Consider the following 25,340-nt stretch of genomic DNA (forward strand, 5'->3'; position numbering starts at 1 on the left):
CGTCAATCGATCCGCGGCCAATCGCGCCGACGCCGGTCAGTCGTTGCCGCGGCGATCGCTGCGATACGCCTGGCCTGCATCAATATCGTCCTGCTTGGTGGCGCGCGTCGTGCCGTCGGGATCGTCGATCTGCTTCAGATCGGCGGCAGAGCCGATGTCACGCCCAAGCGCGCCGCCACTGGTACCGGTATCGGCGTCGCCGGCGGGGATCATGCCTTCGATCACGTCCTTGTCGTCGTGATCGCGCGCGCTTTCGGTGCGGGGATTTTCGTCCATTGCCTCAACTCCTTGTGCGGGATTGGGAGAACGGCCGGGCGGCGCATGGGGTTGCGTTCAGGATGCGGGATAGCTGACGGAGATCACCTCATATTCGCGCTCGCCCGCTGGCAGCGCAACGCGGCGAAGGTCGCCGATTGCCGCACCGCGCAGTGCACGCGCGAACGGCGCGTTCCAGCCGATGCGCCCGGTGCCCGCATCGGCTTCGTCGTCCCCGACCAGCGTCAGCGTGCGCTGCTGATCGTCCTCGTCGGCAACCGTCACGGTCGCGCCGAAATAGACGCGGGTGCGGTCGGGCGCCTGCGCGGGATCGACGACCTTCGCCGCCTTCATCCGGCGCGACAGAAAGCCGAGCCGGCGGTCGATCTCGCGCAGGCGCTTGCGGCCGTAGATATAGTCGCCGTTCTCTGACCGATCGCCGTTGCCCGCCGCCCAGGCGATCGTTTCGACGAGCGCCGGGCGCTCGGTGGCGAAGAGTTGATCATATTCCTGGCGCAGCGCGGCATAGCCGGCGGGGGTGATGTAGTTCGGGCGATCCATCGCGTCGTCCTAGGCGCTGCGTTCGCAGCCGTCATGCCGTGAGGTCATTTCCGGTTCCTGAAATCCCTCGTGCCGGCTCCGCGATGGCTTACCCCGTGCGATTGCGGCCGAGGTACCAGCTGAGGTTCGCCGGCCCGCGGCTGCGCGCGCGCGACGGATTCATGAGATCGTAGACGACGGCGTTCTCGAGAACGCGCTGGACGTAGTTGCGCGTCTCGGTGAACGGGATCGCCTCGATCCAATCGACCATGTCGACGCCGCCGGTGCGCGGATCGCCGTTGGCGCGCAGCCACTTGTTCACGTTGCCCGGCCCGGCGTTATAGGCGGCGACGGCGAGCGGATAGCTGCCGTAGCTGTCGAACACCCGCCTGAAATAGCTCGAGCCGAGCTGCGCATTGTAGCTCGTGTCCGAGATCAGCCGGCCGGTGTCGTAGGGCAGACCGATCTTGCCCGCCTGCTCGCGCGCGGTGCCGGGCATCAGCTGCATCAGCCCGCGCGCGCCGGCGGACGAGATGGCGGCACGATCGAACTGGCTTTCCTGGCGGGCGATCGCGTGAATCATCGTCCACTGATTGTCATACCCCGACGGCACGGCAACGGTCGGAAAGGCGATCGCGCTGTAATCGGTGAGGCCATTCTGCATCGCGGCGCGACCCACCATCACCGCGAGGTCGGGGCGGCGGATCGTCCGCGACAATTCGTCGGAGAGGAAGTGATCGGCATCGGAGGATACCGAGCCGGCGATCACCTTCACGAACGCCGATTGATCCTGATACTGGCCGATCGCGCCAAGGAACTGCGCCGCGCGCACCGTCTCGCGTGCGAAGAACGCCTGGCGTGTCGCAGGATCGATCGTGCGCGGAGCGAGCGGCGGCGGCGCGACGAGCGGGCGCCGCAAATGCTCGATCGCGAGCTGGCCGTAGAATTGGTCGCGATAGCCGGCGGCGCGGTTGAAGAAGGCGTCGCGATCCGCCGAGCGGCCCGCCGCTTCCGCGGCCCGGCCGGCCCAGTAGAAGCCCTTGGCGCGGGTCTGCGGCGATTGGCTGCCGCGGCCGTAGCGATCGAACATCGTCATCGCATCGGCCGGCCGCCCAAGCTTGTTGAGCGCGGTCTGGCCGGCCAGCCAGACGAGGCTCGTATAATCGTCGCGCTCGCCATACGGCTTCTTCGACACGTCGGTGCCGGCGGGATAGGCATCGTCGGCCTGGCGCGCGATGTCGTAGGCGGTCTGATGCTGGTTGTCCGCCGCCGCGCCGCGCGCGTTGGTGAGCAGGACCTCGTAGAATTCCTCGACGTTGCCGGGTTTCGTCATGCCGGACGCGCGGGCGCGGGCGAGCCAGCCGCGCGCGCTCGGCGACGCGCCGCTGTTGCGCAGCCACACCGCCTTGTCGGCGACATAGCCAGCGTCACTGCCGCCGATCGCATCGTTCGCCGCGGCGAGCGCGGACGCGCTCTGCGCGTCGGTGCGGAACGCCAGCCGCGCCTCGAACAGCGAACGTCGTGCGGGCGAGGTGAGCACGATCTGCCGCGCCGCGAGGCCGGTCGAGCCCTGCCACAGCAGCGCATCCATGCGCGCGTCGTGATCCTCGGGGCGCAGCGCGCCGGCGAAGCTCGTCAGCAGCGCGGCCTCATCGCCGGGTGACAGCGCCCCGCGGCGCCACGCGGTGCGCGCCGCCTCATACGCCTCGGCAGGTGCACCGCTCGCCTGCAACGCGCGGGCATAGGCGACGCCGCCCCCAGCGGTCTGCGGCGGGAAGCGCCGAAAATAGGCAACGACACTGCCCGGCGTCGCATAGCCGGTGCCGGCCTGCTTCTCCGCCGCGCGGCGGTTCGCTGCCTCGTTGGGCCAGCCGGGATGCGCCATCAGGAAGCCGGCGTAGCTGTCGAACGGCAGCGAATCGGTCTGCTGCAACGCGCGCCACTGCGCGATGGCGGCGGCGATCGCACCATTGTCGGTGTAGCTCGTCGTGGGCTGCGCGCTCACCGTCTGCTGCCCCAACAGGTTCGCCGCGCGGGTGCGTGCCGCCTCGTCCTGGTCCTGCGCGACGAACAGCGCGCCGCCCAGCCCAAGAGCCATTCCGATGATCGCGCCCGATTTCAATCCTGTCACCATGTGGACAGAATAGCCGGCCAACCCGTATCTGTCCTGAACAGATCAACGCATCTATCCGATTTCAGGAGCATCCCCCATGTTTTCCGGTTCGATCCCGGCGCTCGTCACGCCGTTCGACGCCGATGGCCGCTTCGTCGAGGCGGCGTATCGCGAGCTCATCGAATGGCAGATCGCGGAGGGATCGTCGGCGCTGGTGCCGTGCGGCACGACGGGGGAGGCGGCGACGCTGACGAAGGACGAGCAGTTCGGGATCGTGAAAGTCTGCGTCGATCAGGCGCGCGGGCGCGTGCCGGTGATCGCGGGGGCGGGATCGAACGACACGCGCGTCGCGGCGGAGAATATCGCTGCGGCAAAGGCGGCGGGCGCCGACGCCGCATTGATGGTGCCGCCCTATTACAATCGCCCGTCGCAGGAAGGCATCTTCCAGCATTTCGCGGCGTTGGCGCCAAGCTCGGCGGTACCGATCGTGCTGTACAACGTGCCGGCGCGGACGGTGACTGATATCCTGCCCGAAACGCTGATCCGCATCGTGTCTGCTTTCCCGAAGGTGTTCGTCGCGGTGAAGGACGCGAGCGGCGTGCTGCCACGCGTGTCGCAGCATCGCGCGGCGCTGGGCGACGGTTTTTGCCAGCTGTCGGGCAACGACGACCTGGCGCTGGCGTACAATGCGGTGGGCGGCGCGGGCTGTATCTCGGTGAGCGCCAACGTCGCGCCGCGGCTGTGCGCGGATTTCCAGGCGGCGGGGACGGGCGCGGACGCGCTGGCGCTCCACGACAGGCTGTTCGCGCTCCACACCGCACTGTTCTCCGATGCGTCGCCGGGGCCAGTCAAATACGCGATGACGAAGGTCCGCTCCGGCTTTCCCGCCGGCCTCCGGTTGCCGATGACGTGGCCAAGCGAAGCGGCGCGCGCCGCGGCGGATGCAGGGCTCGCACACGCCGGACTGGCCTGACCGCCGCCCCGCCGTAATGGCGCCGCAATGGCTGCGCAGCTTGCGGTGACGCAGGTGGGAGACGGCAGTGGCGGGTTGGATGATGCTCGCGCTGCAGGTGATTGCTGGCCCGCCCGCGCCCGTGCCGCCGCGCCGAGCGACCGAGCGGTCCTGCCCCGTCGCACAGCCCGGCGAGGATATCGTGGTATGTGCCCCGCCCAATGACACGTATCGCCTGAAGCCGCTGCCCGGACGCTTCGCCGCCGATCGCACGCCGCCCAAGGCAGAAACGACGATCGCCGGCGTCGGGCGGGTCGCGGCCGAAGTCGAGCAGGGGGCGGATGCGCAGGGCGGCGTGATCAACCGCGCGATGATCCGGCTGCGCATTCCGCTGGGCCGCAGCAAACCCTAGAAGGACGCGGCTTCCCACGCGGGATGCGACGCCCTACATCGCGCGTCCCATGTCGCGTCCCAAGCCAGCCACCTTCGACAAGAAGAAGATCGTCGCGGAAAACCGCCGCGCGCGTTTCGACTATGAGATCGACACCAAGTACGAGGCGGGGATCGTCCTGACGGGCACCGAGGTGAAGAGTCTGCGGTTCGGCGAAGGGTCGATCGCGGAGAGCTACGCCGAGGTGAACGACGGCGGTGTGTGGCTAATCAATTCGAACATCCCCGAATTCAGCCACGGCAATCGCTTCAATCACGAGCCCAAGCGGCCGCGTAAACTGCTGCTTCACGAGCGCGAGGTAAACAAGCTGCACGGCGCGGTTGCGCGCGACGGCATGACGCTGGTTCCGTTGATGATCTACTTCAACGGGCAGGGGCGCGCCAAGGTGGAGCTGGCGTTGGCGAAGGGCAGAAAGGCGCACGACAAGCGCGAGCATATCAAGGAGCGCGACTGGAAGCGCGACGCGGCGCGAATCATGCGCGAGCGCGGCTGATGGCGGCGCGGCCGCCGTCGATCTGGCAGCGGTTCGCGGGCTGGTGCCACCGGAACCTGCCGACGCGCGAATCGATGGAGCAGAGCCGGATGCTGCGCCCCGTCGCGCATCGCGTGCTCGCGCCGGCGCTGTGGCGCTTCACGCGGCGATCGGTGCCGCGCGGCGTCGCGCTCGGCATGGTGACGGGCATCCTCTTTCCCGTCGCGCAGATCCCGTTCTCCGCGCTGCTCGCGCTGCCGGTGCGCGCGAATATTCCGGCCGCCGCGCTGACGACGTTCATCACCAATCCGCTGACGACGCCGCCGCTGTGGGTCGCGGCCTATTATATCGGCAAATGGTCACTGCGGCTGGATCAGGCGTTGCCGGGCGACCCCGTCAGCAAGGCGGCGCACGATGCCGCGCAATCGAGCTGGATGCAGTGGCTGATGTCCGACGCGGCGCCCGCCACCGCGCTCGGGCTGCTGATCGTCACGGTGGTCCTCTCGGCGGCGGGCTATGCGCTGTCGGCGCTCGGCTGGCGTCTGTGGATCGCGCGCAAGTGGCGGCATCGTCACATCCGCAACCACATTGACGAGGCGTCTTAAGCGGATAGAACACGCGCCTTCCCCAACGAAGGCATTGTATCCATGCGTTCATCGTACATCGTCGCGGCCATCCTTTCGACCACCGCCGTGGCCGCCATCGCCCAAACTACGACGCGGGCGCCCGTTGCCGCACCGACAGCGGCGCAAACCGCAACGGTCGGTAAGGCAGCCGCCGGCACTGTCGCGCCGGCCGACGCCAACAAGCCGCAGATCGGCACTTTCGGTTTCGACATGGCGGGCCGCGACACCAGCGTCACGCCGGGCGACGATTTCTACGACTATGCCAACGGTACGTGGAACCGGACGACGCAGATCCCGGCGGACCGCTCGACCTACGGCATGTTCAACGTGCTGCAGGACCTGTCGCGCGAGCAGACGCGCACGATCCTAGAGGAGCAGAGCCGCCAGCCGGGCAGCAAGTCGGGCGATTTCTACGCGAGCTTCCTCGACGAGGCCGGCGCGAACGCCAAGGGCGTGACCCCGGTGAAGCCGTGGATCGCAGCGATCAAGGCGGCGCCGAGCAAGGCGGCGCTTGCCGCGGAGGCAGGGCGGATGCAGCGGCGCGGCGTCGGCACGCTGTGGAGCACCTACGTCAGCCAGGATGACAAGGCGCCCGACACCTATGCCGTCGCGTTCAGCCAGTCGGGGCTCGGGCTGCCCGACCGCGACTATTATCTGAAGGACGACGCCAAGCTCGCCGCCAACCGCACCGCGTACCAGGCGTATCTGGCGCAGATGCTGACGCTGGCGGGCGAGCCGAACGCCGAGGCGCGTGCCGCGGCGGTGGTGGCGATGGAGAAGGGGCTGGCGACGGCGCATTGGACGCGCGTCGAGAGCCGCGATGCGGACAAGACGTACAACAAGCTGAGCTTCGCCGATCTCAACACGCGGGCACCCGGCTATCCCTGGGCCGAGCATTTCAAGGCGGCGGGCATTCCGACGAACGCGACGCTGCTCGTCGCCCAGCCGAGCGCCTTCGTCGGCGAGGCCAAGGTGTGGAACGACACGCCGTTGCCGGTGCTGAAGGATCACCTGATGCTGCGCATGCTGTCGAGCTACGCACGCTATCTGTCGAAGGATTTCGACGATGCGCGCTTCGCTTTCTACGGCACCGAGCTCGCCGGTACGCCGCAGCAGCAGGCGCGCTGGAAGCGCGGCGTCGACCTCGTCAGCGATCAGCTGGGTGAGGATGTCGGCAAGGCCTATGTTGCGCGCTATTTCCCGCCCGAGGCGAAGGCGGCGGCGGACGCGCTGGTGCGCAACGTCATCGTCTCGATGGGCGATCGGCTGAAGAAGCTCGAGTGGATGGCGCCGGAAACCAAGCAGAAGGCGCTGGCGAAGCTAGCCGCGTTCACGCCCAAGATCGGTTATCCCGAGACGTGGCGCGACTATTCGGCGCTTGAGATCCGCCGCAACGACCTGGTCGGCAACGTCGCACGCGGGACGGAGTTCGAGTTCCAGCGCAATCTGAGCAAGCTCGGCCAGCCGATCGATCGCGGCGAGTGGTTCATGACGCCGATGACGATCAACGCCTACGCCAACCCGACGATGAACGAGATCGTGTTTCCGGCCGCGATCCTGCAGCCGCCGTTCTTCGATCCGAAGGCCGATCCGGCAGTCAACTACGGTGGCATCGGCGCGGTGATCGGCCACGAGATCAGCCACCATTTCGACGATCAGGGCCGCAAGTACGACGCGACCGGCAAGCTCACCGACTGGTGGACGGCGCAGGACGTCGCGCGGTTCAAGACCTTCACCGATCGGCTCGTCGCGCAATATGACGGCTATGAGCCGCTGCCCGGCCAGCACGTGCAGGGCGGACTGACCCTGGGCGAGAATATCGCCGATCTCGCGGGGCTGACGGTGGCGATCGACGCCTATCATCGGTCGCTGAACGGCAAGCCCGCGCCGGTGATCGACGGCGTCAGCGGCGATCAGCGCTTCTATCTCGGCTGGGCGCAGGTGTGGCGGACGAAGTATCGCGAGCCGATGCTTCGCCAGCTGCTACTGTCCGATCCGCACTCGCCCGGGATGCAGCGCGCCGATATCGTGCGTAATCTCGACCCCTGGTATGCGGCGTTCAATGCCAAGCCCGGGCAGAAGCTGTACCTGACCGATCAGCAGCGCGTTCGCATCTGGTGATCGGACGATCGCCGCCGCCGGCTTGACCGCGGGGCGGCGGGGGCGGAAGGACGGGGAAGCGATGGCGACGCTTCCCCCTCCCGAGCTGCACCGACTGACCCCGCGGGGGGCGCTAGCCGTGGCGCTGGGCGCTGGCGTTGTCGCCGCGTTGCTCGTCCTGTGGCTGGTCGGTGACGCGGTCGTTGCGCTCGGCTTCGTTGCGGCGGCGATCGTGCTTGGCGGCGGCGTGATCGCCCATCATCTTCTGGCGCCGGTGGCAGCGCCTGCCCCTGCCGAGATCGATTGGCATCTGGTCCGCACGCTGGCGGAAGAAAGCGGCGACGCGATCGCGATCACTGACCGCGCCGGGCGCCTAGTTTGCGCCAACGACCGCTACGAAGCGCTGTTCGACGGCCTCCCGACCCCGCCGGCGCTGCCGATCGACGTGGCCGGGGTCGGCGCCCTGTCGGACATCGGGCGCGCGGCGTGGCGTGACGGCCGGGCGCGGCTCGAGCGCGTCGCTGTCGGGACGCGATCGGTTTCGATCGAGGTCGTACGCACGGGGCATCAGCAGGATCTGCTGCTGTGGCGCGCCGCCTCGACGGCGGAGGCGGACGACAGCCGCGCGCTCGCGACGGCGCTCTCCGGCGCGCTGGGTCGTCGATTGGCGGAAGCGGGGATCATGGCCGCGCTGATGACGCCCGAGGGCCGGGTGCTGGCGGCGGATCCGGTGCTGGGCGCGCGCGCCGCAGGGCGGGGCGAAGCGGCGTTGATCGGCCAGGATTTCGCGCGCTGCCTGATCACCGACGGACGCGGCAGGATCCGGTTCGAGCGCGAGGGGCTCGACGGCAATCCGCTGCGCCTCGTCCAGGTGCCGTTCGCCGATCGGCCCGAGGCGCCGATCCTCGTCGCGCTGCTCGACGAGGAAGAGATGCCGCGCGCGATCGCAGGGGGCACGACCGATCATATCCGCACATTGGTGCAGATGATGCCGCTGGGCATTGCGCTGGTCGATCGCGACGGCCGCTTCCTCGAGATGAACGACGCATTCCTGCGTGCCGCGGCGGTCGATAAGGCGGCGCCGCCGCTCTACCCGGGCGACCTCGTCATGCGCGAGGACAAGGCGGCGGTCGCCGATGCGGTGCGGCGCTTCGCCGGCGGCGGTGCGGCGCACGCGGCCGACATGGCGGTGCGGCTGCGCGATCATCCCGACGAACCGGTGGTGCTCTCGATCGCCGGCGCGCGCGGGCTGGGCGAGGCGGCGGTGGTGCTCAGCCTCAAGGACAATAGCGAGGAATCGCGCCTCAAGCGCGAGGTCGCGCAGGCGACGAAGATGCAGGCGGTCGGTCAGCTCGCCGGCGGTGTCGCGCACGATTTCAACAACATCCTGACCGCGATCATCGGGCACTGCGACCTGATGCTGATGCGCCACTCGCCCGGTGACAGCGATTACGACGACATTCAGCAGATCCGGAACAATTCGAACCGTGCGGCGGGATTGACGCGGCAGCTGCTCGCCTTCTCGCGCCAGCAGACGCTGCGTCCGCAGGTGCTGCAACTGCCCGACGTCGTGTCGGAGGTGTCGAACCTGTTGAAGCGGCTGCTGGGCGAGACGGTGACGCTGGAGGTGCGCCACGGCCGCGATCTGGGCCCGGTGCGTGCCGATCCCGGGCAGCTCGAACAGGTGGTCGTCAACCTTGCCGTCAATGCGCGCGACGCGATGCTCGCCAAGCATCCGCACGGCGGCGGCAAGCTGACGATCCAGACGCGTTCGGCGACGATCGTCGAGGTGCGCCGGCGGGGGCCGGACATCATGCCCGCGGGCGATTATACCGCGCTCGAGATATCGGACACGGGATCGGGCATCCCGCCGGATATTCTGCCGAAGATCTTCGAGCCGTTCTTCACTACCAAGGAAGTGGGCAAGGGAACCGGGCTCGGGTTGTCGACCGTCTACGGCATCGTTAAGCAATCGGGCGGCTATATCTTCGCCGATTCGAAGCCGGGGCAGGGGGCGAGCTTCACCATCTATCTCCCGGTGCACGCGCGTGGCGAGCCCGTCGCGCCGCGCAAGCCGGCGGCGAAGCCGAAGCCAGCGGAAATGTGGGGCACGGGAACGGTTCTGCTGGTCGAGGACGAGGATATGGTGCGCGCCGTCGCGGAGCGCGCGCTGACGCGGCAGGGCTATACCGTGCTGACCGCGGAGAATGGCGAGGTCGCGCTCGAACTCATTGCGGAGCATCCGCGCTTCGACCTGCTCGTCTCCGACGTCGTCATGCCCGCGATGGACGGTCCGACGATGGCGCGCCACGTGCGCGCCCGCTATCCCGACCTACCGATCCTGTTCATGTCCGGTTATGCCGAGGAGCAGCTGCGCAAGTCGATCGATCTCGACAACGTCGCCTTCATTCCCAAGCCGTTCTCGGTGCAGCAACTGGCCGCTGCGGCGCGCGAGGCGCTGGCGGCGACGTAGCCGACACAGGTGCCCCGTAACGCGACGGATCGCACCGCCAACAGGCCGTTGCGAGGACGGTACGGCGCCTTTAAGGGCGACGCATGAATAGTCGCGTACTGCTCGTCGAGGACGAGCCGCTCATCGCCATGATGCTCGAAGATTTCCTCGAGGCGCTCGACCGGCAGTGCGCCGGCACTGCGGATAGCGTGTCGGCGGCGCTGCCGATGGTCGAGGCGGGAGAGGTCGATTGCGCGATCCTCGACGTCAATCTGCGCGGCGGCGAGAAGAGCTGGCCGATCGCCGCGGCGCTGGCCGAGCGCGACATCCCCTTCGTCTTCGCCACCGGCGGGGCGGACGACATGATCGCCGACGAATATCGCGATCGTCCGATCCTGCAGAAGCCGTTCACGATGGACGGCGTGGAAAAGGCGCTCGACGCGCTGGCGTAAGCGGCATAGGCGCTGGGGCGCCATGACGAACACCTTCGACAAGTCGCGGTTGCCGAGCCGCCATGTATCCGTCGGCCCCGAGCGGGCGCCGCATCGCAGCTATTACTACGCGATGGGGCTGAGCGAGGAGGAGATCGCGCGGCCGTTCGTCGGGCTCGCGAGCGCGGGAAACGACAGCGCGCCGTGCAACACGACGCTCGACGCGCAGGCCGACGCAGCGCGGCGCGGGGTTGAGCAGGGCGGCGGGATGCCGCGTCGCTTCAATACCATCACGGTGACCGACGGGATCGCGATGGGCCACCAGGGGATGAAGGCGAGCCTCGTCAGCCGCGAGGTGATCGCCGATTCGGTCGAACTCTCCGTGCGCGGGCATTGCTACGACGCGCTGGTCGGCTTTGCCGGGTGCGACAAGTCGCTGCCGGGCATGATGATGGCGATGCTGCGGCTCAACGTACCGTCGATCTTCGTCTACGGCGGATCGATTCTGCCCGGCCGCTTCCAGGACCGCGACGTGACCGTCGTCGACGTGTTCGAGGTGGTTGGCCGCTACGCCGCCGGCACCTGCCCGATCGAGGAGGTGCACGCGCTCGAGAAGGTCGCGTGTCCGGGGCATGGCGCGTGCGGCGGGCAGTATACTGCCAACACCATGGCTTGCGTCGGCGAGGCGATCGGATTGTCGCTACCGAACAGCAACATGGTGCCCGCGCCGTATACGACGCGCGAGCAGATCGCGGTGGCGGCGGGTGCGCAGGTGATGGAGTTGCTCGCGCGCAATATCCGCCCGCGGGACATCTGCACGCGCGAAGCGTTCGAGAATGCGGCGCGCATCGTCGCCGCGACGGGCGGATCGACCAATGGCGCGCTTCACCTGCCGGCGATGGCGCACGAGGCGGGGATCCAGTTCGACCTGTTCGACGTCGCCGAGATCTTCAAGTCGACGCCCTATTGCGCCGACCTGAAGCCCGGCGGGCAATATGTCGCGAAGGACATGTACGAGGCCGGCGGCGCGTACATGCTGATGAAGTCGCTGCTTGCCGAGGGTCTGCTGCATGGCGAGTGCATGACGGTCACCGGCAAGACGCTGGGCGAGAACATCGATCAGGTGACGTGGAACCCCGACCAGAAGGTGATCTACGACGCGAAGACGCCGATCACGCCTACGGGCGGCGTCGTCGGGCTGCGCGGATCGCTTGCGCCGAACGGGGCGATCGTCAAGGTCGCGGGCATGCACCGGTTGCAGTTCGAGGGGCCGGCGCGTTGCTTCGATTGCGAGGAGGATGCGTTCAAGGCAGTCGAGCATCGCCAGATCCAGGAGGGTGAGGTGGTCATCATCCGCTACGAAGGGCCCAAGGGCGGGCCGGGCATGCGCGAAATGCTGTCGACCACGGCGGCGCTCTACGGCCTTGGCATGGGCGAGAAGGTGGCGCTGATCACCGACGGGCGCTTCTCTGGCGCGACGCGCGGCTTCTGCATCGGCCACGTCGGGCCGGAGGCGGCGGAGGGCGGACCGATCGCGCTGGTCGAGGATGGCGACACGATCCGTATCGATGCCGAGGCGGGGACGATCGACTTGCTGGTCGAACCGGCCGTGCTTGAGCAGCGCCGAGCGGCATGGCAGCCGCGTGTGTCCGAATATGGGTCAGGCGCGTTGTGGCGCTATGCGCAGAATGTCGGGCCGGCGTACAAGGGGGCCGTCACCCACCCGGGAGCTGCTGCCGAACGCCATGTCTACGCGGATATCTGACGCACGGTTGCTCGTGCCGCTGGTGGCCGCGCTCGCGGCGTGCGGTCCCGCGAAGACCGACACCAAGGTGCTGGCGAAGGTGGAGGCCAACCAGGCTGCCGATGCGGTCGACGACGGCCGTGTGCAATGCGCGCCCGCCGGCGCCGACGCCTTCGCGCGCGTGTGCGAGATCGAACGCGCGGAGACCGAGCGCGGCATGGTGCTGACCGTGCGCCACCCCGACGGCGGATTCCGCCGCCTACTGGTGACCACCGACGGACGCGGCGTCGTTGCCGCCGACGGCGCCGAGCCGGCGCAGGTGACGCTGGTGGGGAAGGACGAGATCGAGGTGGCGCTGGGCGACGATCACTATCGCCTCCCCGTGACGACGCGGACGGTCGCCGCCAAGTGACGCGGATCGACGGGCAGCCGATCGTCCGCGCAGCCGAAATGCGCGCCGCCGAGGCGGCGGTGGTGGCGGCAGGCACGACGGCGCAGGCGCTGATGACGCGCGCCGGGCAGGCTGCGGCCGAGCAGGTGCGGCGGCTTGCAGCGGGCGCCGAGGTGCTCGTTCTGTGCGGGCCCGGCAACAACGGCGGTGACGGCTACGTTATCGCGACGGCATTGCGGCAAGCCGGCCAGCCGGTGCGTGTGGCCGCGATCGATCAGCCGCGCTGCGAGGCCGCGATCGCCGCGCGGGCGGGCTGGGGCGGGCGTATCGAGGCGCTGGCCGCGGCGGAGCCGGCACCTGTCGTCGTCGACGCCTTGTTCGGGATCGGTCTCACCCGGCCGCTCGACGAGGCAATCGCGGCACCGCTCGCGCGGCTGCTGCGCAGCGCTCGACTGTCGATCGCGATCGATCTGCCGAGCGGCGTTGCGACCGACGATGCGCACTGCCTGAACGATCTGCCGCCGGTAGACCTTACGTTCGCACTCGGTTCGCTCAAGCCCGCGCATGTGCTGCAACCAGCCGCGGCACGGTGCGGCACCGCGCGTGTGGTCGATATCGGCGTATCGGTGCCGGATCCGGTCCGCGCCGCGGCGGCGCCATCGCTCAACACGCCGCCAACGAGCGCGCATAAATACTCGCGCGGGACGGTGACGGTGGTGGCCGGATCGATGCCCGGAGCAAGCGCGCTCGCGGCAACGGCGGCGGCGCGCGCCGGTGCGGGTTACGTCCTGCTGCTGGGTAGCGCGACCGACCGGCTGCCGCACGCCATCGTCCGGCGGCGCTTTTCCGCCGAGGCATTGGCCGACACGCGGATCGGCGCTGTCGTGATCGGGCCGGGGCTGGGGAGCGGCGATGCGGCCCAGGCGCGGCTCTACGCGGCACTCGAAAGTGGGCGCCCGCTCGTCGTCGACGGCGATGCGTTGCGACAGATCGACGGCCGGCGTTTCAACGGCCGCGCGATACTGACGCCGCATGCAGGCGAGTTCGCACATCTGTTCGGCGAGGATGGTGGCAGCAAGCTTGACCGGGCGCTCGCCGCTGCACGGAAGGTGGAGGCCATCGTGGTCTTCAAGGGCGCTGACACGGTCATCGCGGCGCCTGATGGCCGAGTGATCATTCATGCCGATGCGCCAGCTTGGCTGTCGACCGCCGGTACGGGCGACGTGTTGGCGGGAACCATCGCGGCACGGCTCGCCGCAGGCCGCGATCCGCTCGACGCGGCGAGCGAGGGAGTGTGGCTGCATGCCGAGGCTGCGCGCCGCGCCGGCGCGGCGTTCATCGCCGACGATCTAACGCACCATCTGCCGGGAGCGATCGCCGCATGTCTCTGACCGATGCCGGGACAATCGTCCGCGTCGCCGCACGCGGAGAGGGAATAACCGGCGATGGGCGACCGGTGCCCTTCGCCGCGCCGGGTGACCGAATCGATGCGGGGGGTGCGCTCGAATGGGGCGCGCACCATCAGACGCCGCCGTGCCGCCACTTTCCCGAGTGCGGCGGCTGCCAGTTGCAGCATCTCGACGACGTAAGCTGGAGCGGCTTCATCGTCGACCGGATCGCGGGGGCGCTCGAGGCGCAGGGGCTGTCGGCCGATATCCGCCCGCCGGCGCTGTCGCCGCCGCGCACGCGCCGTCGCGCGACACTGCATGCCGAGCCGTCGGGCCGGATCGGCTTCTCGATCGAGAAAAGTCACGCGATCGTCGACCTGCAGGAATGCCATGTCCTGGCGCCTGAATTGTTCGCGCTCGTCGCGCCGCTGCGGCGCCTGATCCACGTGCTGCGTCCTAAGCGGCGGCTCGATATCCACCTGACGCTGGCTGATCAGGGCGTGGACTTGCTGATCATCGGGATCATGCCGCAGGGGTTGAAGGCGGCGGAGGCGATCACCGCCTTTGCCGAGGCGAATCGGCTTGCGCGGATCGCCTTCGACGAAGGCTTTGGTCCCGAGGTGCGCTGGGAGCCCGAGGCGGTGACGGTGACGCTAGGCGGCGTCCCCGTGCCCCTGCCGCCCGCCTCGTTCCTGCAAGCGACGCGCGAGGGGGAGGCGGCGCTGGTTTCGGCGGTGCGCGCGATCGTCGGTGAGGCGGGTGTCGTCGCCGACCTGTTCGCCGGGCTTGGCACCTTCGCGCTCGCGCTGCCGGGGCGCGTCTATGCTGCGGAGGGGGGACGGGAGCCGGTCAGCGCGCTCAAGGCGGCGGCGGGGCGCGCGCAGCGGCCCGTGTTCACCGAACATCGCGACCTGTACCGCCGGCCACTGACGGTTGCCGAACTCGACCGCTTCGGTGCGATCGTCATCGATCCACCGCGCGCCGGCGCGAAGGAGCAGGCGGCGGCGATCGCGGCGGCGCGCGGCCCGAAGCTCGCCTACGTGTCGTGCAATCCGAGCAGCTTCGCACGCGACATCAAGACGATGGTGGCCGGCGGCTGGACGGTCGACTGGATTCAGCCGGTCGGCCAGTTCCGCTGGTCGACGCACGTCGAGCTGGCGGCAAGCCTTAGCAAGCGTCCCTAAGCGGGGTAACTGGCGGCTACGAAGTAGAGCCCGTCGGGCGGCGCGTTGAGCCCGAGGCGGGCGCGGTCGCGTGCCTCCAACGCATTGCGCAGATCGTCCGCGCTCCAACGCCCGAGCCCAACCTGCGCGATGCTGCCCACCATCGAGCGCACCTGATGGTGGAGGAACGAGCGTGCCGCCGCCGCGATCGTGATGCGATCGCCGGTGCGCGTGACAATGAGCCGGTCGAGCGTCTTGACCGGACTCGCCGCCTGGCAGCGCGCCGAACGGAAGGTGGTGAAATCTTGCAGCCCCACCAGCGCCTGCGCCGCGGCGTGCATTGCCGCGGCGTCGAGCGGCTGCGCGACGTGCCACGCAAGCCCCTTCTGCCAGGTGAGCGGCGCGCGGCGGTTGACGATATGATATTCGTACGCGCGTCCGGTGCACGAGAAACGCGCGTGCCAATCGTCGGCGACCTCGGTGCAGGCGAGGACCGCGACGGGGGCGGGGCGCAGCCGCGCGTTGAGCGCTTCGCCAAGGCGGAACGCACCGATCGGCTTGGCGATATCGAGGTGCGCGCGCATCGCCGCGCCGTGGACGCCGGCATCGGTGCGCCCCGCCGCGTGGACGGTCGTGCGCTCACCGGTGACGGCAAAGGCGGCGTCCTCGATCGCCTGCTGCACGCTGGGGCCGTGATCCTGCCGCTGCCAGCCCATGAAGGGGCGGCCGTCGAACTCGACCGTCAGCGCGTAACGCGTCACAATCGCATGCCAACGGGAATGGCGAAGCCGCGCAGTAGTTGGTCGACAGACATCACGCCGCGACCGGCGCGTTGCACCAGCGTCGGGCGGATGGCACCGGGCGCGCAGGCGATGGTGAGACGGTCATCGAGCACGACGCCCGGCTTGGCAGTGCCGTCGTTCGCCTGATCCGACGACTCGACTACGTCAGCGGCAAGCAGGCGGATCCGCTCGCCCGAAACGTCGATCCACGCGCCGGGCGGATTGAAGGCGCGCAGCTGCCGCTCGACCGCGGCGGCCTCCTGCTTGAAGTTGACCCGCAATTCCTCCTTGGCGACCTTGGCGGCGTAGGTGATGCCGCCGTCGGGCTGCGCGACCGGCGGATAGGCGTCGAGATCGGCGAGCACCGTCACCATCAGCGCCGCGCCCATCGCGGCGAGCTCGGCACTGAGCTCGCCGGTCGTCTTGCCGCCGATCAAAGTTCGGCCCTCGAGCCGGACAGGGCCGGTATCGAGCCCCGCTTCCATCTGCATGATGCCGACACCCGTCTCGACGTCGCCGGCGAGCACCGCGCGGTGGATCGGCGCCGCGCCGCGCCAGCGCGGCAGGAGCGAGCCGTGGATGTTGAGGCAGCCATGGCGCGGCGCAGCGAGGATCGGCTGCGGCAGGATGAGGCCATAGGCGGCGACCACCGCGACGTCTGCGCCTAGAGCGGCGAACGCCTCCTGCTCCGCCGCACCACGCAGCGACGTGGGCGTGCGTACCGAAATGCCGAGCGCCTCGGCGCGCTGATGGACGGGGGAGGGGACGAGTGCGCGACCGCGCCGGCCGCCTGGGCGCGGCGGCTGACTGTAGGCAGCTACGATGTCGTGCCCCGCCGCAACCAGCGCGTCGAGCGCCGGCACCGCGAATTCGGGCGTACCCATGAAGACGATCCGCATGGCGCGCGCTTCAACGCGCTGGCGCGGTCCGACGCAACCCCCTATCTGTTCCCTCGATGGCATCACAGGAGATCGAGGCGCTGACGGGCGCGCTGGCGCGGCTGCCTGGCCTCGGGCCGCGGTCGGCACGGCGGGCGGTGCTGCATCTCGTCAAGAAGCGCGAAGGCGCGCTGATCCCTCTGCTCGCGGCGCTGCAGGCGGTAGACGAGCGGCTCGCCACCTGTTCGATATGCGGCAACGTCGACACCACCGATCCGTGCGCAATCTGCGCCGATGCGCGACGCGACGCGCGCGCGCTGTGTGTGGTGGAGGAGGTCGCGGACCTGTGGGCGCTTGATCGCTCGCGCCTGTTCCCGGGGCGATTCCACGTGCTCGGCGGGCGGCTGTCGGCGCTGGAGGGCGTGCGGCCGGAGGATCTTGCGATCGACCAACTCGTCCGGCGGATCGAGGCGGGCGGGATCGACGAGGTGGTGCTGGCGATGAATGCGACGCTCGAAGGACAGACCACTGCCCACTACATCGCCGAGCGGCTCGAGCGTTTCCCGGTGCGCCTCACCCAATTGGCGCACGGGCTGCCGGTGGGGGGCGAGCTCGATTATCTCGATGAGGGGACGCTGGCGCAGGCGCTGCGGGCCCGACGTCCCGTAGCTTGATTCGGCGGCGCGCGACCAATATCTGGCGCGCATGGCCGTACTTCCCATCGTCGAGATTCCCGATCCGCGTCTTCGCCTCGTCTGCGCCCCCGTCGAGACGATCGACGATGACGTGCGTCAGCTCGCCAACAACATGATCGACACGATGTACGACGCCCGCGGGATCGGGCTGGCCGCGATCCAGGTTGGCGTCGCGCGCCGCGTGGTGGTGATCGACCTTCAGGAGCGCGTCACCGAGGACGAGGAGAAGCCCGAAGCCGTTCGTGATCCGAAGGTGTTCATCAATCCGGAGCTCGTCTCGGTATCCGAGGAAACGTCGCGCTATAGCGAGGGGTGCCTCTCGATCCCCGAGCAATATGCCGAGGTCGAGCGGCCCGCGAGCTGCCGCGTCGCGTGGCTCGACCTCGAAGGGGCGCGACACGAGGAAGAGATGAGCGGGCTGATGGCGACGTGCATGCAGCACGAGATCGACCATCTGAACGGTGTTCTCTTTATCGACCATATCACGCGTTTGAAGCGCGACATGCTGCTCAAGAAGCTGGCGAAGATGCGCAAGAACGCCGCCTGATCGCGCTTGCCCGCACGCTTAGCGGCGGGTAGGTTCGCGCTTCGTTCTTGTGCGGGGTGCGGTGTGGATCCGGTCGTTGTCGTTTTCGTGATCCTCGCGCTGCTCGCCGGTCTCGCGGCGGGTTGGTGGCTCGCGAGCCGCGGCGTTGTCGTGCTGCGTGCCGAGCGCGACGCGCGCGCCGAGGAGGCCAAGCGCGCGATCGTCGATCTCGCCGGCGTGGAGGAGCGCGCACGAACGGCCGACAGCCTCCGCGCCGAACTGGCGGCGGTTCGCGCCGACCGCGACGGCGCGCGTGGCGACGTTGCGCGGCTCGAGGCCGAGGCGCGCGGGTTCGATGCGCGGCTGGCCGAGCTGCGCGAGGCGAAGGATGCGCTAACGGCGCAGTTCAGCCAGGTCGGCCAGACCTTGCTCGCCGAAGCGCAGGACCGCTTCCTGCAACGCGCCACCGAGCGGTTTCGCGAATCGGAAGAGACCGCCGGACAGAATCTTCGCGCGATGCTCCAGCCGGTCAGTGATCGTCTGCAACGTTACGAGGAGGGGGTCGCCAAGGTCGAGGCGGAGCGGCGCGACGCCTTCGGGGAGCTGCGCGGACAAATCGAGCAGATGCGCGTCGGGCAGGAGTCGGTGCGGAGCGAAGCCGCCAAGCTCGTCAACGCGTTGCGCAATGCACCAAAGGCGCGCGGCCGCTGGGGCGAGCAGCAGCTGCGCAACGTGCTGGAGAGTTGCGGGCTGTCCGAACACGCCGATTTCGCGACCGAAGTGTCGGTGACCGATGCTGACGGCGCGCGTTTTCGCCCCGACGTGATCGTGCGCATACCCGGCGGCAAATCGTTAGTGATCGATGCCAAGGTGTCGCTCAACGCCTATCAGGACGCGTTCGGTGCGGTCGACGAAACCGAACGGCTCGCCGGGTTGACGGCGCATGCGGCTGCGATGCGCGCGCACGTTAACGGGTTGGGCGCCAAGGCCTATTGGAACCAGTTCGACGATGCGCCCGACTATGTCGTGATGTTCGTGCCGGGTGAGCATTTCCTGTCCGCGGCACTCGAGCACGATCCGGTGCTGTGGGACTATGCGTTCGAGCGCAAGGTGCTGCTCGCCACGCCGACCAACCTGATCGCGATCGCTCGCACCGTCGCGGCGGTATGGCGGCAGGAGATGCTGGCGAAGGAGGCGCGAGAAATCGCGCAGCTCGGCAAGGATCTCTACGCGCGCCTGGCGACGATGGGGGGCCATGTCGCGAAGCTCGGCAAGAACCTCGACACCGCGATGAGCGCGTACAACCAATTCGTCGGCAGTCTTGAATCGCAGGTGCTGACGCAGGCGCGGCGCTTCGAGACGCTCAAGATCGACACTGCTGGCAAGAGCATCGAGTCGCTGCCGGTCGGCGAGCAGAATGCACGCGCGCTGACCAAGCTGGTCGGCGGCATGGACGAGGCAGCGGAGTAGGGATTCTCCGATACGCCGTCAGGGCGCCGACGGAGTCGACGGCGAGGGTGTTATCCGCGCAACGTAGAGGCGGCGCGCGCCTTGGCCTCTATTTCCTCCGGTGTGCCGCCGGCGACCCAGCTGCCACCCACGCACAGCACGCGATCGAACGCGAGCCACGTCGTGGCGGTGTCCTCAGTGATGCCGCCGGTGGGGCAGAAGCGGCACTGGTAGAAGGGAGCGGCGAGCGCCTTGAGCGCCTTTAGGCCGCCCGACGTTTCCGCCGGGAAGAACTTGAAATGCGTCAGCCCGAGGTCGAGCCCGCGCATGATGTCACCCGCCGTCGCAACGCCGGGGAGATAGGGCACGCCGCTGGCGACGATCGGCGCGGCGAGCCGCTCGGTCAGCCCGGGAGATACGATGAACTCGGCGCCGGCGTCCATCACCGCCTCGAACTGCTCGACCGAGACGACGGTGCCGGCGCCGACGATCGCGCCGGGCACACGCTTCATCTCGCGGATCGCGTCGAGCGCGGCGGGTGTGCGCAGCGTTACTTCAAGCACGAAGAGCCCACCGGCGACGAGCGCCTCGGCAAGCGGCCGCGCCGCCGAAAGATCGTCGATCACCAAGACGGGAATGACGGGCGCGGTGCGCATGATGTCGTCGATCGTGGTCATGCGCCATGTTCCTGCGCGAAGGCGGCCGCCGCCCCGAACAGGCCCGGCTGCGGATGGGTGATGAGCTTGACCGGGATGCCGGCCATCATCGACTGAAACCGCCCCTTGGCAACGAAGCGCTGGTCGAAACCCGATCGGATCAGCCGGTCCTTGATGCGCAGGCCGAGCCCGCCGGCGATGACGACGCCGTTCGCGCCGTGCGCCAGCGCGAGATCCCCGGCGGTGGCGCCAAGCGCGAGGCAGAAGCGATCGAGCGCGGCGAGGGCGATCGCATCCGTGCCCTCGAGCGCCTCGCGCCAGATCGCCTTGTCGTCGCGCGTCGGCACGGGCCGCCCCTCCATCTCGGCTAGCGTCTCGTAGATCGCGACGATGCCGGGCCCGGCGCAGATCCGCTCGGCCGACACGCGCGTGAAGGTGCGGCGCAGGCGCTTCAGGATCGCGTCCTCGATCGGATCGAGCGGCGCATAGTCGACGTGCCCGCCCTCGGTCGGCAGGACGTGATAGCCGGCATCGGTTCGGAAAACCTGCGCAACACCCAATCCGGTACCTGGACCGCACACCGTGGTGACGCCGCGCTCGGGCAGCGGCGTATCGGGGCCGCACAGATGCTCGAAGGCGGCGGCGGGGAGTTGCGCTACTGCGTGGCCGATCGCGCCGAAATCGTTGACGATCGTGTAGGTTTCCGCGCCTAGCCGCTCGGGGATCAGCGACGGGCGGATGACCCACGGATTGTTGGTCAGCCGGATGACGTCGCCAGTGATCGGCGAGGCGACGGCGATCGCCGCTGCGCGCGGTACCGGGCGGTCGAGCTTCTTCTCGAATGCCTGCCACGCCGTCTGCAGGCTGGCGTGTTCTGCAGTCTGAAGCGTGACGGGCTCGCCAAGCGCAGTGACGCGGCCGTCGGCGACCTCGGCGATCGCGAAGCGAGCGTGCGTCCCGCCGATATCAACCGCTACGACGTCCATCGCATCCTTCATCGATCTAGAGCCCGGCGCCGGCAAGGATAGCGGACGCCCCGCGTTCGGCCTCATCTGCCTGGCCGCGGAACAGGCCGAACAGCTCGCGCCCGAACCCGTCGGCTGCCGCCGGAGCGGAGGCTGGCAGCCGGGCCGCCCATTCGTCGGCGCCGACCAGCGCATCGAGCGTGCCAGCGACTGCATCGACACGGATTATATCGCCGTCGCGGATCAGACCGATTGCGCCGCCGACGCCGTCGGCACCGGGCAACGCTTCGGGCGAGACGTGGATCGCCGCCGGTACCTTCCCCGAGGCTCCCGACATCCGCCCATCGGTAACCAAGGCAACGCGGAACCCCCTGTTCTGCAGCACGCCGAGCGGCGGCGTGAGCTTGTGCAGTTCGGGCATGCCGTTGGCGCGCGGACCCTGGAAGCGGACGACGACGACGACGTCGCGATCGAGTTCGCCGCGCTGGAACGCCGCCAGCACTTCTGTCTGATCGGCGAACACGGCGGCAGGCGCTTCGACGATCCAGCGATCGCGCTCCACTGCCGATACCTTGATGCAGGCGCGGCCGATGTTGCCGGCTAGGATCCGCATTCCGCCATCGGGGGAGAATGGATCGGCCGGGGTGCGCAGGATCGTAGGGTCGCCGCTCGGGCCGGGGTCGCGCCAAGCGAGGGTGTCGCCTTCCAGCATCGGCTTGGAGGCGGCGTCGGCGAGCGTGCCGCTGCCGGCCGTCAGAATATCGCCGTGCAAATGGCCGCTCGCCAGCAATTCGCGGATCACGAACGCCATGCCGCCCGCCGCTTCGAAGCCGTTCACGTCCGCCGCGCCGTTGGGATAGACGCGGGCGATCAGCGGCACCGCGCTCGACAGCCGGTCCATGTCCTCCCAGTCAATTACGACGCCGGCGGCGCGCGCGATTGCGGGGAGGTGTAGCAGGTGATTCGTCGAGCCGCCGGTGGCGAGCAGCCCCACCGCGGCGTTGACGATCGCGCGCTCGTCGACGCAATGGCCGATCGGGCGATAGTCCGATCCGCGCCAGCCGAGCTCGGCGAGGCGATGCACTGCGGCGCGGGTCAGCGCCTGGCGCAGCTTGGTGCCCGGATTGACGAAAGCGGCACCGGGGATGTGCAGCCCCATCACCTCCATCATCATCTGATTGGTGTTGGCGGTTCCGAAGAAGGTGCAGGTGCCCTGCGTGTGATAGGCGGCGATCTCGCTGTCGAGCAGTTCCGCGCGATCTGCCTCGCCGCTGGCGTAGCGCTCGCGCACCGTCGCCTTGGCCTTGTTCGACAGACCCGACGGCATCGGACCACCCGGCACCAGCAGCATCGGCAGGTGGCCGAAGCGCAGCGCCCCCATCAGCAGGCCGGGAACGATCTTGTCGCAGATGCCGAGCAGCAAGGCGCCTTCGAACGTGCCATGGCTGAGCGCGATCGCGGTGGACAGCGCGATCGTGTCGCGGCTGAACAGCGACAGCTCCATCCCGGCATAACCCTGCGTCACGCCGTCGCACATCGCCGGTACGCCGCCCGCGACCTGTGCCGTCGCGCCGACTTCGCGCGCCCAGACCTTCATCTGCTCCGGGTAGCGATAATAGACCGCGTGCGCCGAGAGCATGTCGTTGTAGGCGGTGACGATGCCGATGTTCATCGCCTGACCGGCCTTCATTGCCGGGCGGTCCTCTTCCGTCCCGGCATAGGCGTGGGCAAGGTTGGCGCAGCCGAGCATTGGGCGGCCGATCCACTGGTCGCGCTCGCGAGTGAGGAGATCGAGATAGCGCGCCCGGCTTTGCCGTGAGCGCTCGACGATCCGATCGGTAACTGCACTGACGACGGGGTTCATCGTTCCCTTTCCCGTTCACCCCGCTCGAACGCCGGATCATGCCAACTGGTGCCCGTATCAGCGACGAGCGACCGCGACCTCAGCCCGAGCACGCCCGTCGACGCAAATCGAATACGTATGCGCCGGCCTAACCCTACCAGCGCGTCACTCCGCCCAGTGGATGTCGACCGGCAGCTCGGCATCGGCCAGCACGCGGCCAATCGGATAGCGCGAGCCTGTGCCCTGCTTGATCGCATCCTCGATCACCTTGCGCTTGGCGGCGCCGGTAACCGCGATCATCAGCGCCTTCGCCGAAATGATCCCAGCGCGCGACAGCGACACGCGCGGCACCGGTGCCTCCTGCGGCAGCGGATCGGGTATCACCCCGAGCGCGCGGCGCTCGCGCGGGCCGTTCAGCGCTTCCTCGAAGTCAGGCCCGGGGAAGATCGATGCGGTATGGCCGTCGCCGCCGACGCCGAGCAGACAGAGATCGAGCGGCCAGTGCAGGTCCTGCATCAGCGCATCGGCCGACCGGCCCGCCGCCTTGTAGTCGGCGGTCGCGGAGGGGACGATCGGCATGACGCGTGCGCCCTTCGGAATGAACGTCTTGCCGATCATCGTCACGTTGCTGAGCGGATCGCCCAGCGCCACGATCCGCTCGTCAGTCGGCACGATCGTGACGCGCTTCCAGTCGAGCTTGGCGGCGGCGAGCTTCTGATAGATCGGTACCGGCGTCTTCCCGCCGGCGAGCGCGACTACCGCGGCACCGCGCGCCTCGATCGCGCTCTCGATGATGAACTGCACGTCACCCGCGACGGCCGCCGCCATCTCGGCCGCGTCGTCATATTCCCACCATTCGATCTCGTCGCTCATCATTCTGCTTTCAAAAAATCTGTCGATCATGCGCTGCGAAGCGCGTGCACATTTGGACCTCAACGCTGGAAACGGCCGATCGCAGCGAAGGTTCGCTGGCTCAATCGTCCTGCCAACTGACGCCGTCGCGCTCTGTGAGCGCGATCGATGCGGCCGGGCCCCAGGTGCCGGCACTATAGTGCTTCGGCTTCATGTCGTTCGCCTTCCAGCCTTCGCGGATCGCGTCGATCCAGGTCCACTGCGCTTCCACCTCGTCGCGACGGACGAACAGGGTCTGGTCGCCCTCGATCAGGTCGAGCAGCAGACGTTCGTAGGCGATACGGCGGCGCGTGCCGGCGAATTCGGCATCAAGGCTGAGGTTGAGTGGCACCTCGCGCAGGCGGATGCCGTCGCGGTCGAGCCCCGGCTCCTTTGCCATCACCAGCAGCTGGATATATTCCTCGGGCTGCAGGCGGATGACGAGCATGTTGGGCTGCAGCAGACCGCCGCGGCCCGAGAACATCGAGTGCGGGACCGGCTTGAACTGGATCGCAATCTCGCTGCGCCTCGTCGGCATGCGCTTGCCGGTGCGCAGATAGAAGGGCACGCCCTGCCAGCGCCAATTGTCGAGATGCGCCTTGATCGCGACGAACGTCTCGGTGTGCGAATCCTTGCCGAGCTCCTCGTCATAGCCCTTGACGATCTCGCCCTTCACCGCACCGCCGAGATACTGGCCGATGACGGTACTGCCGGGCACTTCCTCCGGCTTCAGCTGACGCAGCGAGCGGAACACCTTCGCCTTCTCGTCGCGAATTTCGGTGACGTCGTAGCGCGCGGGCGGCTCCATCGCGATCAGTGCGACGAGCTGGAGCATGTGGTTCGCCACCATGTCGCGCAGCGCGCCGGCGCCGTCGTAGTAGCTCGCGCGATCCTCCAGCCCGACCGTCTCGCTGATGGTGATTTGGACGTTGTCGATGCCCTGCGCGTTCCACACCGGCTCGAAGAAGGAATTGCCGAAGCGCAGCGCGAGGATGTTTTGCACCGTCTCCTTGCCGAGATAGTGGTCGATACGGAAGGTGCGCTCTTCCGGAAAGGCGGTGGCGACGGTGTCGTTGATCTCGCGGCTCGACGCGAGATCGTAGCCAAGCGGCTTCTCCAGCCCGATCCGCACCGTCTCACCGGCGAGCCCCGCATTGGCGAGACCGTGGATCACCTGTTCGAACAGCGACGGCGCGGTCGAAAGGAAGATCGCCAGCCCGCCGGAGACGTCGCCGACCTTCGCCGCCAACTGATCGTAGTGATCGAGATCGGTCGCATCGAGCGGCTGGTAATGCAGTCGCTTGAGGAACGACGCGATCTTGCCCTTGTCCTTGCGGTCGTCCGGCAGGAATTCGTCGAGCGCGTCGCGCGCGAACTTGCGGTAGCTCTCGTCGTCGTGGTCCGAGCGTGCCGTGCCGGTGATCGTCAGCGCCTCGGGCAGCAGATTGTCGGCGTCGAGGCCGTACAGCGACGGCAGTAGCATGCGCTTCGCCAGATCGCCTGTCGCGCCGAACAACAGAAGCTTGGCTACCGGATCGCGTTGCATGACAGCTCCTTGGGTCGTTCGATCAGCGTCG

24 protein-coding genes are annotated in these 25,340 nt (G+C 68.5%); 14 read left to right on the forward strand and 10 right to left on the reverse strand.

The window, feature by feature from the left end:
• Positions 1-36: 36 nt before the first annotated feature.
• The 3 genes from F1C10_RS02700 to F1C10_RS02710 all read right to left on the reverse strand — a co-directional run bounded on the left by F1C10_RS02700 (position 37) and on the right by F1C10_RS02710 (position 2,929).
• Positions 37-276 (reverse strand): hypothetical protein, encoded by a 240-nt coding sequence (locus F1C10_RS02700; protein WP_185208573.1) that lies wholly within the window; start codon positions 274-276, stop codon positions 37-39.
• 57 nt (positions 277-333) lie between these two features.
• On the reverse strand, positions 334-816 hold the full coding sequence (gene greB / locus F1C10_RS02705; protein WP_185208575.1) for a transcription elongation factor GreB: 483 nt from the start codon (positions 814-816) through the stop codon (positions 334-336).
• Positions 817-904: 88 nt separating this feature from the next.
• Complete coding sequence (locus F1C10_RS02710; RefSeq protein ID WP_185210030.1) at positions 905-2,929, reverse strand: lytic transglycosylase domain-containing protein; 2,025 nt, start codon at positions 2,927-2,929, stop codon at positions 905-907.
• A gap of 76 nt (positions 2,930-3,005) precedes the next feature.
• Here F1C10_RS02710 and dapA point away from each other — a divergent pair, with 76 nt between their 5' ends.
• From dapA to F1C10_RS02765, 11 genes are all read left to right on the forward strand, one after another.
• Entirely contained in the window at positions 3,006-3,881 is an 876-nt protein-coding gene (gene dapA, locus F1C10_RS02715) for a 4-hydroxy-tetrahydrodipicolinate synthase (RefSeq protein ID WP_185208577.1), read from the forward strand.
• Between the two features lie 67 nt (positions 3,882-3,948).
• Positions 3,949-4,272, forward strand: coding sequence for a hypothetical protein (locus tag F1C10_RS02720; RefSeq protein ID WP_185208579.1), 324 nt, complete (start codon positions 3,949-3,951; stop codon positions 4,270-4,272).
• Positions 4,273-4,321: 49 nt separating this feature from the next.
• Entirely contained in the window at positions 4,322-4,804 is a 483-nt protein-coding gene (gene smpB / locus F1C10_RS02725) for an SsrA-binding protein SmpB (protein ID WP_185208587.1), read from the forward strand.
• The gene (locus F1C10_RS02730) at positions 4,804-5,388 is read left to right on the forward strand and encodes a DUF2062 domain-containing protein (protein WP_185208589.1); all 585 of its coding nucleotides are present in this window, start codon (positions 4,804-4,806) and stop codon (positions 5,386-5,388) included. The genes smpB and F1C10_RS02730 overlap by 1 nt, the downstream gene beginning before the upstream one ends.
• A 42-nt stretch (positions 5,389-5,430) precedes the next feature.
• Positions 5,431-7,530, forward strand: coding sequence for a M13 family metallopeptidase (locus F1C10_RS02735; protein ID WP_185208591.1), 2,100 nt, complete (start codon positions 5,431-5,433; stop codon positions 7,528-7,530).
• A 61-nt stretch (positions 7,531-7,591) separates the two neighbouring features.
• Positions 7,592-9,982 carry an ATP-binding protein gene (locus F1C10_RS02740; RefSeq protein ID WP_185208593.1) on the forward strand — a complete coding sequence of 797 codons (2,391 nt, stop codon included), beginning with the start codon at positions 7,592-7,594 and terminating at the stop codon, positions 9,980-9,982.
• Positions 9,983-10,065: 83 nt separating this feature from the next.
• On the forward strand, positions 10,066-10,413 hold the full coding sequence (locus tag F1C10_RS02745; RefSeq protein WP_185208594.1) for a response regulator: 348 nt from the start codon (positions 10,066-10,068) through the stop codon (positions 10,411-10,413).
• A 22-nt stretch (positions 10,414-10,435) separates the two neighbouring features.
• Entirely contained in the window at positions 10,436-12,157 is a 1,722-nt protein-coding gene (gene ilvD / locus F1C10_RS02750) for a dihydroxy-acid dehydratase (protein WP_185208596.1), read from the forward strand.
• Positions 12,138-12,548, forward strand: a complete 411-nt coding sequence (locus tag F1C10_RS02755) for a hypothetical protein (RefSeq protein WP_185208598.1) — start codon at positions 12,138-12,140, stop codon at positions 12,546-12,548. The genes ilvD and F1C10_RS02755 overlap by 20 nt, the downstream gene beginning before the upstream one ends.
• Complete coding sequence (locus tag F1C10_RS02760) at positions 12,545-13,918, forward strand: NAD(P)H-hydrate dehydratase (RefSeq protein WP_185208600.1); 1,374 nt, start codon at positions 12,545-12,547, stop codon at positions 13,916-13,918. The genes F1C10_RS02755 and F1C10_RS02760 overlap by 4 nt, the downstream gene beginning before the upstream one ends.
• Positions 13,909-15,099 (forward strand): class I SAM-dependent RNA methyltransferase, encoded by a 1,191-nt coding sequence (locus F1C10_RS02765; protein WP_185208601.1) that lies wholly within the window; start codon positions 13,909-13,911, stop codon positions 15,097-15,099. The genes F1C10_RS02760 and F1C10_RS02765 overlap by 10 nt, the downstream gene beginning before the upstream one ends.
• Here the strand turns inward: F1C10_RS02765 and truA are convergent.
• A complete protein-coding gene (truA, locus tag F1C10_RS02770; protein ID WP_185208603.1) occupies positions 15,096-15,839 on the reverse strand; it encodes a tRNA pseudouridine(38-40) synthase TruA in 744 nt (247 codons plus the stop codon). The genes F1C10_RS02765 and truA overlap by 4 nt on opposite strands.
• The gene (gene fmt / locus F1C10_RS02775) at positions 15,836-16,759 is read right to left on the reverse strand and encodes a methionyl-tRNA formyltransferase (protein ID WP_185208604.1); all 924 of its coding nucleotides are present in this window, start codon (positions 16,757-16,759) and stop codon (positions 15,836-15,838) included. The genes truA and fmt overlap by 4 nt, the downstream gene beginning before the upstream one ends.
• Positions 16,760-16,815: 56 nt before the next feature.
• Between fmt and recR the strand changes: the two genes are divergently transcribed.
• The 3 genes from recR (at position 16,816) to rmuC (ending at position 19,429) form a co-directional block, all read left to right on the forward strand.
• Positions 16,816-17,412: a recombination mediator RecR gene (gene recR / locus F1C10_RS02780; protein WP_185208606.1), complete on the forward strand. Its 597-nt coding sequence runs from the start codon at positions 16,816-16,818 to the stop codon at positions 17,410-17,412.
• Positions 17,413-17,443: 31 nt separating this feature from the next.
• Positions 17,444-17,980: a peptide deformylase gene (gene def, locus F1C10_RS02785; protein ID WP_185208608.1), complete on the forward strand. Its 537-nt coding sequence runs from the start codon at positions 17,444-17,446 to the stop codon at positions 17,978-17,980.
• Positions 17,981-18,043: 63 nt separating this feature from the next.
• Positions 18,044-19,429 (forward strand): DNA recombination protein RmuC, encoded by a 1,386-nt coding sequence (gene rmuC, locus F1C10_RS02790; RefSeq protein ID WP_185208610.1) that lies wholly within the window; start codon positions 18,044-18,046, stop codon positions 19,427-19,429.
• Positions 19,430-19,479: 50 nt separating this feature from the next.
• Here the strand turns inward: rmuC and eda are convergent, their stop codons facing one another.
• The 5 genes from eda to zwf form a co-directional block, all read right to left on the reverse strand.
• The gene (gene eda / locus F1C10_RS02795; RefSeq protein ID WP_185208612.1) at positions 19,480-20,085 is read right to left on the reverse strand and encodes a bifunctional 4-hydroxy-2-oxoglutarate aldolase/2-dehydro-3-deoxy-phosphogluconate aldolase; all 606 of its coding nucleotides are present in this window, start codon (positions 20,083-20,085) and stop codon (positions 19,480-19,482) included.
• On the reverse strand, positions 20,082-21,050 hold the full coding sequence (gene glk, locus F1C10_RS02800) for a glucokinase (protein ID WP_185208614.1): 969 nt from the start codon (positions 21,048-21,050) through the stop codon (positions 20,082-20,084). Before glk ends, eda begins: the two co-directional genes overlap by 4 nt.
• A 16-nt stretch (positions 21,051-21,066) precedes the next feature.
• Entirely contained in the window at positions 21,067-22,893 is a 1,827-nt protein-coding gene (gene edd / locus F1C10_RS02805; protein WP_185208616.1) for a phosphogluconate dehydratase, read from the reverse strand.
• A gap of 144 nt (positions 22,894-23,037) precedes the next feature.
• The gene (gene pgl, locus F1C10_RS02810) at positions 23,038-23,745 is read right to left on the reverse strand and encodes a 6-phosphogluconolactonase (RefSeq protein WP_185208618.1); all 708 of its coding nucleotides are present in this window, start codon (positions 23,743-23,745) and stop codon (positions 23,038-23,040) included.
• 100 nt (positions 23,746-23,845) lie between these two features.
• Positions 23,846-25,309 carry a glucose-6-phosphate dehydrogenase gene (zwf, locus tag F1C10_RS02815; RefSeq protein ID WP_185208620.1) on the reverse strand — a complete coding sequence of 488 codons (1,464 nt, stop codon included), beginning with the start codon at positions 25,307-25,309 and terminating at the stop codon, positions 23,846-23,848.
• Between the last annotated feature and the right edge of the window lie 31 nt (positions 25,310-25,340).

It is taken from the genome of Sphingomonas sp. NBWT7, from assembly GCF_014217605.1.
GTDB lineage: Bacteria > Pseudomonadota > Alphaproteobacteria > Sphingomonadales > Sphingomonadaceae > Sphingomonas.